This is a genomic window from Pelosinus baikalensis (assembly GCF_020819555.1).
Classification (GTDB): Bacteria; Bacillota; Negativicutes; order DSM-13327; family DSM-13327; genus Pelosinus; species Pelosinus baikalensis.
The window spans coordinates 47,318-59,060 of sequence record NZ_JAJHJB010000012.1 but is presented as its reverse complement, the minus strand read 5'-3'; the positions used below and the strand labels follow the sequence as shown (position 1 = coordinate 59,060).

The following is an 11,743-nucleotide window of genomic DNA, read 5'->3' as shown; positions in this document are numbered from 1 at the left end:
GCACACAAACTACCATGGGCATCAATTCATCGTGTCATTTTGAAGTCAGATTCCATTGCTTTCTAGAAAATCACGAAGCAAATTCATACAAACAGCTTTTCTGTATTCTGCCGAAATTCTACCTTTGATAGGAACAATTGCCTGATCATACGCTGCTATATACTCTTTCTTAACAACCTTGGCCTCTTTCGTCGTTTTACCGACTAACATTGCATCAATATCTGGGCGTCTGATGTTAATATCGCTGACTGCGCCATATGCAGTCATACAGTTCACAATCTTACCATCCGCTACATTCAAAATGGCAGCAAAGGAGACTCGAGAAATTGCCAACGCATCTCTGGCCCCCACTTTCTTATAATAATAATTACTGAGATTGATTCGATCTATCAGAATTTCAACAAGTAGTTCATCCGACTGCAGAGCGGTCTTCTTTCTACCCAGATAGAACTCTGCAATCGGAAGAACTCGTTCCCCCCTGCTGCTGACAAGGCGTAGTTTAGCATCTGTCGCAAATAAGATCAGTGCACTGTCCCCTTTAGCTGAGCCATTACAGATATTGCCACCAATCGTAGCTAGGTTTCGGATTGCCGGTGCCGCAATCTGCGCTGCTGCTTCCTTTAAAATAGCCGGTACCAGCTCATTTTCAATAATCTCAGTAAAAGTGCATGCAGCACCAATTCGGAGATATTCTGTATCTTCTACGATATTTTTCATCTCGGGTATTCTAGCAAGAAACAAAAATGTCGCATTTTCCTCTGGATCAATCATCAAATCGGTACCCCCGCTGTAAGGAGTCACCGATGCTTTGGCAAGGATCTTCAATGCTTCTTTCAAAGATGTTGCCTGATAGCCATTTACCATAAACCTTTCCCCTCCTTTGCTGCAATGCTAATCGCTTGTACGATGGCATTATAACCAGTGCATCTGCAAAGGTTACCGGAAATCCCTTCACGTATCTCTGCTTCCGTCGGGTTTGGATTCTTGGCAAGAATACATTCGGACGCAAGTACCATACCTGGCATACAAAAACCGCACTGTACTGCACTAACCGAGGCATATGACGTATCAAGAACTGCAAAACGCTCTGTTTTACGATAACCTTCAATGGTCATAACCGTACAGCCTTCAACATGCCCCATCGCCACCATACAGGAATTAACTAATCTGCCATCAAGAACGACAGAACAGGCACCGCATTCCCCTTCCTTGCAGCCACACTTTACTCCAGTGCAAGCAAACTCAGTGCGAAGTATATCGAGAAGACGCTCATTTGCTTTAGCAGTTGACACAACCTTTTGACCATTAAGAATAAAGTTTATCATCATGTATCCACCCCCTGTAAAATTTTCATAACATCTTCTGGTGTGAATGGCACCTTATTTAAATTAGCACCAAGAGCATTTTCCATCGCTTCCACATAAGCAGGGGCCGCACCAACCAGAGGAAGTTCACCTGCCCCTTTGGCTCCATAGGGACCATGGGTATATGGATTGTTCATAATTTCAGCCACAAGATTTGGCACATCTACCGCTGTAGGAATGATATAATCGCTAAAGCTATTATTACGAATAATACCTTTATCGTTATAATCCATCTGCTCCATGGAAGCATAACCAATTCCTTGCAGAAAACCGCCTTCCATCTGCCCCACGACAATATTCGTATCAATGGGTACACCCACATCAAAAATGCCCCATGCCCCAAGGATTTTTGTCGTGGCGGTCAGTGTGTCTACTTCCACTTCAATCGTATTCACTGACCAGGAATAAGTTGGATAGGCGTCGCCACTAAAGTCCTTAAGGTTAAAAGGAATTACAAAATCAGGTTCAACAAAATGCTCCTCTATCACTTGTTCTTTTCCTTCCTGCCATTCTTTCTTAAGTTTCTCTGCTGCTCGCTGCAGCAATCCGCCAACGGTCATTAAAGAACGGCTGGCTACAGTAGGACCTGAATCAGGCACACGATCTGTATCCGGATTATCAATATATACCTGATCATAAGAAATACCAAGGGTGTCCGCAACGATTTTACAAAACGTAGTTTTAAGCCCTTGACCAATATCCGCATTGCTAGCGAGAATCTCTACTGTATTATTTGGATTTTTCCTAATCTTGGCCACGGCCTTAATAATGTCACGTTCGCCGCTGCCGGTAAAACCACAACCATGAAAGAACATCGATAGACCGATGCCTTTTCGGTACCGTCCAATCTGCTGCTGGTATTGCTTACGCTTAGCACGATAATCAGTCAGCTCATCAATCCGCTGAATCATCTCAGGCAGTGGCACATGGAAATGATATTTGCCGCTTGTGGAAGTAGAATCACCTTGTTTAACCATATATTTTTCTTTCAGCTCCAAAGAATCCAGACCCATTTCCTTGGCGATATGATCCATAATCATTTCTACGGCAAAAAAGGTCTGTGGCGCACCAAAACCGCGGTATGCGCCGCAAGGTACCGTATTTGTCTTAACCGCACGCCCGCCAACGCGAAGATTATCGATGCGGTATACACCATTTGCACAAATCAAGCCACGCTGCAAAACAACTGCTGAAAGTGTAGTATAGGCACCGCTATTAAAGAGAACATCAATATCCATACCTGTAATTTCACCATTTTTAATTGCTACTTTATAGGTACTAAGGGATGGATGGCGTTTCGAAGTAAACTCCATATCTTCCCGTCGGTCAAAAATGACCTTAACTGGCTTATTTGCCTTTTTTGCTGCAACTGCGACCTGACAAGCGAGTATGGAAGGGAAGGCTTCCTTGCCGCCAAAGCCACCGCCAGTAACATCTTGGATAATCTGAACGTCTTTTCCCTCGCAGCCGATCGCGTTGGCAACTGCACTATGCACATAGTATGGACACTGCATCGAACCACGTACCGTCATGCGACCATCCTGAGGATAGGCAATAAGCCCCTGTGTTTCCAGATAAGCCTGTTCCTGATAACCAGTCTGAAACGTCTCGATAAAAACACGATCCGCTTCCGCTAAGGCCTTATCCATATCTCCTTTTGTATAATTGTAATCAAAGAAAACTGTATCTGATGTCAGCATATCAAGAACTGGGATTTGCTCTTCATACACTACCACAATCTTATGCAAAATTTTCTCAACGACTTGATCATCCGGGCCAACAACCATTAAAATTGGCTCACCTACATATTCTACCGTATCCTCGGCATAAACAGGCGTGTCATGAATTATAATTGCAACACGATTTACACCTGTTACGTCGTTTTTATCCACAATCAAATAACCCTCAGGCAATTCAGGAAGAATAATCTTGGTAATACGTGCTTTTGCCTTGGCGGAATGTAACATTCTGCCATAAAGCATGCCGTCCATCAGATGATCATCTACATAAAGAGCACTACCGTTTATTTTGGCTTCATGGTCTTTCTTCTTTATTGATCCGCTAATATTTTCCATATTCTCCTCCCACGCGCATTCTAGTAATAGACATTTTCAAAAGTGCCAAAACCATAAATTATAGTTTTGGCTGACAAATGAATCAGGATAAAATCAAACTCTCCATATAATCTGAAAGCCGATTGTAATCTTCCTGGGTATCTGCATCTAACATGCAGCCCATATCCTCAACAGGAACGGTTACAATTTGGCTTTCCAGCTGGTGCCATACTTCTCGCAGACCGCCCTCGCCAGTAAAAGCAAGGATATGTTTTATACATTTGCACGAAATCAAAGGCGGGTGTTTTCGGTATCCGTCAATAGTAGGAAAAGCGACTAAGGCATGTTTCCTTAACATGGCTTCTTTCACTGCAAGAAAAGTACGCGTATGAATGGCTGGCATATCTCCAGGAAGAAGATAAACGGCTTCGCAGGGTCTTAATCCTAAGATGCCAAGTTTAACTGACGTTAACATATCCGTTTCTGCATATTTCTCATTATATTTAAATACTAAACGGGAAGGATCATAAGTCTTGCACAGCAACGATTCCACCTCTTCCCCACGATATCCCAATACCATAATGACTTGATTTACACCCGCGCGAAACATACTATCCACACTATGTTCAATCATCATTTTTCCTTTTATTTTTAAAAGAGGTTTAAACGCTTTCATACGGCTGGATAAACCAGCAGCCAATAGAATACCATTGGTTTCCAATGAAATATCACCTTCTCCAGTCCGAACATCACTGCAATCTTTTCTTTTACAGCTGTTTGTGTTTTACTTTTTATAAAAGGTATCTTGTAACGGCAGTTGCGTACGGAATTTGCCGTCTAGCCGATAATAAGCATGAGAACAAGCTGGAGCCGTCGGAATCAAACATAATTCTCCACAGCCTTTTGCTCCATACGTTTCAGGAATCTTGCCCTTCCCCTGCACCAGAATCGTTTCCAATTCAGGAGCTTCCGTTGCTCTCATAAGTCCTAAAGTACCAAGTTTAGTCTTTGGATAACCACATTCCACTTTAAACTCTTCCGTCATCGCATAGCCCAATCCCATGATGATGCCGCCTTCAATCTGACCTTCAACAGCTTGGATATTAACAGGTGTCCCCACATCATAGGCCGCCACTACTTTTTCAACTTTCCCCTCTTTATTCAGAATAACAACCTGCGCTCCATAACTATAACTGACATGACTGATGGGATTGTCTTTAATAGCTCCCATTGGATCCGTCTTGACAGAATACTCTCCAGAAAATTCCCGACCTTCCAAATCTGCCAATGTTAATCCTTTATCTATTTCTGCTTTCAATTTTTCAGACCCTCGTCTAACCGCTTCACCAGTTACTACCGTTTGCCGCGAAGCCGTACTTGTTCCCGAATTAGGTGTACGTATCGTATCGGCTCTTTCGTGTACGATGCAGGAAGGATCTAAGCCCGTTGTCTCGCACAACACCGTCACACACATGGTTCCAAGCCCCTGCCCCATACAAGCTGCCGAAGTTCGAATGTGAACCTTGCCTTGATCAATGGATAAAATACAACGGCCAATGTCCTTCTTGCCTACACCCGTGCCGCTATTTTTAAATGCTATAGCAATCCCTGCATATGGATTAGATTCATATACATCCTTAACTGCTTCTAAACATTCTGCCATGGCGACACTTTCATCGGCAATCTGTCCATTGGGCAGCACCTGTCCGGGCCTTATTGCATTGCGGTAACGTATTTCCCATGGGGAAATACCCGCCATTTCTGCCAATAAGTTAATATTATTTTCCGTGGCAAAGCAGCTTTGTGTTACACCAAAACCTCGAAATGCTCCAGCAACCACATTATTGGTATAAACAGACATGCCAAAAATGTCAATATTCTGATAATTATAGGGACCAGCAGCATGAGTACAGGCGCGATGCAATACAGGTCCTCCCAGGGATGCATAGGCACCTGTATCCGCAATAATAACCGCTTTCATGCCTGTTAAATAACCATATTCATCACAAGCTGTCGTAAATTCCATTTCCATGGCATGACGCTTAACATGATAGTCCAGACTTTCCTGCCGTGAAAATTTTACTTTGACTGGCTTTTTCGTATACCATGCCATTAATGCGGCGAGATGTTGAACGCTCATATCTTCCTTGCCGCCAAATCCGCCTCCCACCAACTGCGTCTGACAATGTACTTTTTCCAGGGGGATCTGAAGCATCAATGCAATTTCACGCTGCTCATCATACACAGACTGGGCACCAGAATATAAGAAAATGCCGTCTTCTCCTTCTGGCATAGCAATGGCACATTCCGGTTCCATGAAACCATGTTCCTGAAATGGTGTTTTATATTTTCTAGTTACGACATATTTAGAATTTTTAATGGCTTCATCCGCATTGCCTCGTTGAAGACTCGCACGACTCATAACATTTCCATCCGCATGGATTAAAGGGGCATCTGCCTTTAACCCATCGGTAGGACAGGTAATCGGTGTTAACTCTGTGTAATCAACTTCCACCAATTTACAGACTTCATCCAATTTATCTTTATGATAGGTTGCTACCAATGCCAATGAATCCCCTACATATCTAGTTGTTTGACCCTCAGCAATCATTACGTCCCAATCTTGCTTGGCATGACCGATCATATTATGGGGAACATTCTTCGCCAGTAAAATTTTCACGCAGTCTGGGTGCGCTTCTGCTTTACTAATATCTATTTTGTTGACAATCGCTCTTGGATATCGGGACCGAACTGTTTTTGCATAAATCATTCCGGGTAAATTAAGATCATCGACAAAAATACCAGTTCCATTTACTTTTTCTGCTACATCGATACGTTTAAATCTCTGAGCCACCTTTAATTCACTTGAAGAAATAGGAATGGACAGCTCATTCCTGAAATATGTCGCTGCCAACAAAATGGCTTCTTCTATTTTTTTATAACCGGTACAACGGCAAAGGTTTCCTCTGATTGCTTTCTTTACCTCTGAAATCGTTGGATTCAGGTTAACGTCCAATAATGCCTTTGCAGAAATAATCATACCTGGAATACAAAAGCCGCATTGAACTGCACCTGCTTCACCAAAAGAATGTTCATAAACAGTCCTTTCCCGCTCGCTTAATCCTTCTACTGTTAAAATTTGTTTGCCTACAAATTTTGAAATTTTTTGCACACAGGCTTTCACTGCTTTTCTATCCACTAATACAGTACATGTTCCACAGGCGCCTTCACTGCAGCCGTCTTTTGCAGAAGTAATTTGCAAATCATCTCTTAAAAAAGCCAATAAAGGTTTGTCAATTTGAGAAACTACCTCTTTACCATTGATATGCAAGGTAAACATAAATAACCTCCTATTCTATAACAATTCAACGATTTTTTGTTAAATTTATTATAAAATGGAAGTTATTTTCCATCAAATTCTTTGTCAAAAGAACTTGCTTCCTATTTAGTTCCAACTGCTAGAATAATCGGTCAAATTCATTTTTTGCATATTGGCGTACATTGTGTTCAAATTCCTGATATTTTTCCAAAAAATCAATACCCTCTTTAGTCAAATATGTTTTTCCGCCCTTGCTGCCGCCATGTTTTCTTTCTACCACTGCATACCCTAACTCTTGTTCTAATTCATTTAGCATGTTCCATGCTTTACTATAAGACAAGGCAATATGTCTGCAAGCACTCCGTACCGAGTGGGTATCCTGAATCAAAATCAAGAGCAGCTTTGTTCTTGAATTAAAAAACAGAGATTCTTTTTCAATACTAATTCTAACAAAAGGATGTAGAATCTGATGATTATGTTTTTTTAAAAGTTGATCTAATCGACCAATAGCATCCGTATCATGGAGGATACCCTCATCTTCTATCGCTATCCATTTCCTTTCCACTCCAATATTTTCAATGGCTCCCCGCATTCCCATATTCCCCTCATACGTTAGAATCCTAGGAATCAATTCGGAAGATACCAAAAGGGGATGACCAGCTTTTCCATGATAAGATGGAGATATTAACTTTTCACCACGTTCCATCATTCTTTGAATCGTATCGGGTGTAAATAGTGAAATATTTACTGGATTGAAGATTACCTGATCACATTTATTCTGTAAAAACTCAAGTCCGATTTTTGCAGAATCAAACATCTGTGAATTTTCATACTGTGAATTTCGCAAAAATATGACCCCATAATCTGCTAAATCATGTTCAATTTCTTCAGCTCGATGCCCCGTAATGACCACAATAGGCGAAATTCCAACTTGCTGAAAGGTTAAAACAATTCTTTTTACTATTGTAATAGAGCCAATCTTCAATAGCGGATCTAGTTCGTTTCTTACTGACGCCTTTCCTGCTGCAACAATTATGCCACCCGTTGTTTTTTTTCCCTTTTGTTCATACTCAAACGACTTACTCTGTCCAGGTAGTGTCAAATTTGACACCTCCCTTTTTTATTTGAACTCTCACGAAAAATTCAAGTATCTCTTATGTGCAATGCCTAGAGAATGCTAGTAGCCCGCTCAAAGTAAGATAAAAGTCTAATAAAATTTTGACTTTATTCTGTTCTATTTTGTGATACTATAGTAGCTAGAATATATTTGATTACTAAGGTGGTAAATAAAATGGATATTAAAAATGCATATTGGTTTTTATTTCATGATGATGAGCTTTTAGTCAAGGAAGTGGAAGGAATCAGCACGATCCTTTCAAGTTCTGATATAGAATTATTAAGACTTAATCCCATCAACGTCCAGTGTATTGGTACTCTTCATGAACAAGAATGCTTTATTGCTCACTTAGATGATGAGACAATACCGGAAGAATTATTTTGGAAAAAAGTACGTCCTTTGTATGGAAATATGGAAGACGAATGTTTTGGGTTTGCTTGCCGCGCGCTTCATATCATAAACTGGATGAAAACCAGTAAATTTTGCGGCTGCTGCGGAACTCCCATGAATGTATCCCAGCAAGAACTTGCCATGCAATGTCCGAGCTGCGGTCATATTGTCTACCCTCGCATATCTCCGGCTATTATTGTAGCTGTTACAAAAGATGATCAAATCCTTCTAGCACGTTCCAATCGATTCCCACCTAACCGTTATAGTGTTATTGCAGGTTTTGTAGAGCCAGGTGAATCACTAGAAGATTGTGTTCAACGAGAACTAAAAGAAGAAGTCGGAGTTGAAGTACATTCTATCAGTTATTTTGGAAACCAGCCGTGGCCTTTCCCCGATTCTCTGATGATTGCCTTTACAGCTCAATGTTCAACAGAAAAAATAACCATTGATAACCAAGAAATCGTAGAAGCCGGCTGGTTTTCTGCTCATAACCTTCCTGATATTCCCGACAAACTAAGTGTAGCAAGACGACTGATTGACTGGTTCGTAGAAAAACAAACAGTGAGCCACACCTAATCTGACGTTGATTTAAAGTTCCCTGCCTTCACCCCTTTCGTGCAATCATTTCGATTTCAACTTTAGTCTAAAAAAAACAGTACGTCCATTTTGTTTTTTTCAAAAAATACCTCTTTAAGTAGTTTGCATTGGACTCCAAGTCCATGTGCTATCTTAAATGAGGTATTCTATTTTTATCTACGGCTCTTAATTTCTATCATTTTCTCCATGAAGAAGTATCAATGCAATAATTATAACATCGAAACGCAATGAGAACTATTACCCAAACTATATTATCAAATCTACAGAATCCCATGCTACATTCCTCCTACAACCCGATATGCTGATACAATATGCTATGTTTGATCCCATCATTAGGTCATTGGTTATATGCAAGCTATGCACTATCATCCTTGTAAAAAATGAGTCAGCAAAACCCAATACTAGGAAAGGAAAGCTGCAGTTTTTGTCGAACATTAATTGTAGAGTACATTCCTAATATTCAATTTTTTATTGTGAGGCTTTAATATGAAACATCTTCATAAACTACGTGGATCTAAGACCTTATTAAATACGCTACGCAAAAAAGCAATCTCCACGGTTCTTTATGATACCGCACTTGGATTGCTAAATCATCTCGATCTTACAGGCTTACTTCAAAAGGTAGTTATAGAAGCTACACAGCTAATTAAAACAGAACATGGATACTACAATTGGGTAGAACTTGATCAAAACCAAATGATTCGAAAAGTGGGAGTAGGGGTTTATCAAAGTGATGTAAATCGGATGATGCGTTTAGATCAAGGATTGATACAACGTACTATCGAATCTGAAAAAATTTCACTTATTGCTGACTATAGTACGTGGAAGAATCGGCTAAACGACCCTTTTTTTGATAAAATTCATACAGAAATGTAAGTACCTATAAAAATTGGCTGTAACATTGTCGGCGTTCTTGGTCTATCCTTTACAGAGCCTCATCTTAGATTTACGCTAAATGATGTTGCTGTATTCCAACAATTTGCTACCATTGCATCAATGGCTATTTATAACGCAATTCTAACCTTTATCTGCTGACAAATTCTTTGAATGGTATTATACTAGATAATAGGTTACGAAAATTATTATAAAGAGAAAACCATAGCATCATTGCCATGGTTTTTTCTTATGATTGAATCTAGTAACGTGAATGGAAAGTCTACATTATAAAAGCACAAGGAGTTAATATATGTACAACATAATAAAAGATATTCTGTCTTCCCTACAGCAAAAATGGCCTGGATTGTATATTTTAATTGGATTCTTGATTAGCGGGTTGATGCTGGCAGAATTTGCTGAATTGGCATGGAAAACACTATTTGTACAGCAAATGGATCTTTTTGATCATCTAATCATTGGTATTGTCCGTTATTATGCCAATCATAACCTTGACAAAATCATGATTCATATTACAACGTTAGGTTCGGCTCCTTTCTACGGAGCATTATCAGTACTGATTCTGATCGGCCTTGCTTTTTTTCGAAAATGGCTGGAGGCTTCTGCGTTAACCGTTTGTCTGCTAGGCGGCGGGCTGCTTAATTATTTATTAAAACATCTCTTTGTACGTGCTAGACCCGATATGTTCCATGTTATTAAGGAAACAGGGTATAGCTTTCCCAGTGGGCATGCCATGGTTTCACTATGCTTTTATGGAATGCTTGCATATTTGATCAGCCTTAAAATTTCCTCATGGACTTGGCGATTTGTATTATTTATAGCAACAGCCATCTATATTGTTATCATTGGAATCAGTCGCATCTATTTAGGAGTGCATTATCCCACAGATGTTTTAGCAGGATACGCTGCAGGTTCTACTTGGCTATTTTTTTGTATATCCTTACTTATGTGGTGGGAACACAAAAAGAATACATAATCGGAGTCTGCTACTCTAAATCTATTGATATCTAAACATTTAAACCATTTCTACCTGACTCTTACAGCTCTTTTATAGCGATTCTTCATTTGCATTTTATGGAAAAATGATATAAAATCCAAATGAGCTAGTATTAAAAAATATCGTATATGAAAAGAGAGGAAGTTCGTGGTTACCAGACGTCAGTTTTTATTCGGTTGTGCCGGCACTTTGGCCGCCCTCTCTGGAGCATCATTTGCTTCAGAGTACAAAAAAATTAATAAAAGCATACCTATTTTGCTATATCATAGAGTCGGTTATCAATTAGATAATTATACCGTTAGCCCTACACGATTTGAAGACGATATGAGAACACTAAGCAGAGAAGGCTACACCTGCTTATCCCTCGCACAAGTTAAACAATGCCTACAGTCTACCCGATCTACACCACTACCAGATAAATCTATTCTCATCACACTAGATGATGGTTATCTAGACAATTACATCAATGTCTTTCCAATTCTTCAGCAATATAATATGAAGGCTAGCTTTTACATTATTACTGGCATGATTGGAGAAGATGATCGATTGACAGCTTCTCAAATACGAGAAATGCAAGTAGCAGGTATGGATTTTGGCTCTCACACCGTCACTCACCGATTTCTTAGTGAATTAACTCCTGCAGAAATGAAAATAGAGTTAACCAACTCTAAATTTACCTTAGAGCAACTTTTGGGAAAGAGCATAGACTTTGTCGCTTATCCTGGCGGCAGCTATAATACTCAAACACTTACCATTGCTAAGGAAGCTGGATATGAAGCAGGTCTTTCAACCCACTATGGCTATGAAATGTTCCATAGCCCTTTTGAAATGAAACGGATTCCGCTTTTCCATTACGATCGGTCTATTACGTACGTAATGCTACGCAAAGGCCTCCTTCCTACCCTACTTCAATAGTTTTGCCTTTCTGATATCAAAATCGTTTCCACTAATAAGTAAAAGAGCATCTTGCCTTTTACTAAAATTAATTTTAAACGATGCAGGCCTGCTATC

The 11,743-nt window shown here is 40.0% G+C and carries 10 protein-coding genes; 4 read left to right on the top strand and 6 right to left on the bottom strand.

The features are described 5' to 3' along the window. Positions 1-45: 45 nt before the first annotated feature. The 6 genes from LMF89_RS10590 to LMF89_RS10565 form a co-directional block, all read right to left on the bottom strand. Positions 46-864 (bottom strand): FAD binding domain-containing protein, encoded by an 819-nt coding sequence (locus LMF89_RS10590; protein ID WP_229535044.1) that lies wholly within the window; start codon positions 862-864, stop codon positions 46-48. Beyond that, positions 858-1,328: a (2Fe-2S)-binding protein gene (locus LMF89_RS10585; RefSeq protein WP_229535043.1), complete on the bottom strand. Its 471-nt coding sequence runs from the start codon at positions 1,326-1,328 to the stop codon at positions 858-860. The genes LMF89_RS10590 and LMF89_RS10585 overlap by 7 nt, the downstream gene beginning before the upstream one ends. Further along, positions 1,325-3,439, bottom strand: coding sequence for a xanthine dehydrogenase family protein molybdopterin-binding subunit (locus LMF89_RS10580; protein ID WP_229535042.1), 2,115 nt, complete (start codon positions 3,437-3,439; stop codon positions 1,325-1,327). Before LMF89_RS10580 ends, LMF89_RS10585 begins: the two co-directional genes overlap by 4 nt. 82 nt (positions 3,440-3,521) lie before the next feature. Continuing rightward, positions 3,522-4,139 (bottom strand): nucleotidyltransferase family protein, encoded by a 618-nt coding sequence (locus LMF89_RS10575; RefSeq protein ID WP_229535041.1) that lies wholly within the window; start codon positions 4,137-4,139, stop codon positions 3,522-3,524. A gap of 63 nt (positions 4,140-4,202) precedes the next feature. Next, positions 4,203-6,758 (bottom strand): selenium-dependent xanthine dehydrogenase, encoded by a 2,556-nt coding sequence (gene xdh / locus LMF89_RS10570; protein WP_229535040.1) that lies wholly within the window; start codon positions 6,756-6,758, stop codon positions 4,203-4,205. A gap of 118 nt (positions 6,759-6,876) precedes the next feature. Continuing rightward, positions 6,877-7,848 (bottom strand): NTP transferase domain-containing protein, encoded by a 972-nt coding sequence (locus LMF89_RS10565; protein WP_229535039.1) that lies wholly within the window; start codon positions 7,846-7,848, stop codon positions 6,877-6,879. A 180-nt stretch (positions 7,849-8,028) separates the two neighbouring features. Here LMF89_RS10565 and nudC point away from each other — a divergent pair, with 180 nt between their 5' ends. The 4 genes from nudC (at position 8,029) to LMF89_RS10545 (ending at position 11,647) form a co-directional block, all read left to right on the top strand. Continuing rightward, entirely contained in the window at positions 8,029-8,820 is a 792-nt protein-coding gene (gene nudC / locus LMF89_RS10560) for an NAD(+) diphosphatase (RefSeq protein WP_229535038.1), read from the top strand. Positions 8,821-9,327: 507 nt separating this feature from the next. Beyond that, positions 9,328-9,717 (top strand): hypothetical protein, encoded by a 390-nt coding sequence (locus LMF89_RS10555; RefSeq protein ID WP_229535037.1) that lies wholly within the window; start codon positions 9,328-9,330, stop codon positions 9,715-9,717. A 310-nt stretch (positions 9,718-10,027) separates the two neighbouring features. Continuing rightward, on the top strand, positions 10,028-10,711 hold the full coding sequence (locus LMF89_RS10550) for a phosphatase PAP2 family protein (protein ID WP_229535036.1): 684 nt from the start codon (positions 10,028-10,030) through the stop codon (positions 10,709-10,711). A 168-nt stretch (positions 10,712-10,879) separates the two neighbouring features. Beyond that, a complete protein-coding gene (locus LMF89_RS10545) occupies positions 10,880-11,647 on the top strand; it encodes a polysaccharide deacetylase family protein (RefSeq protein WP_229535035.1) in 768 nt (255 codons plus the stop codon). Positions 11,648-11,743: the final 96 nt, after the last annotated feature.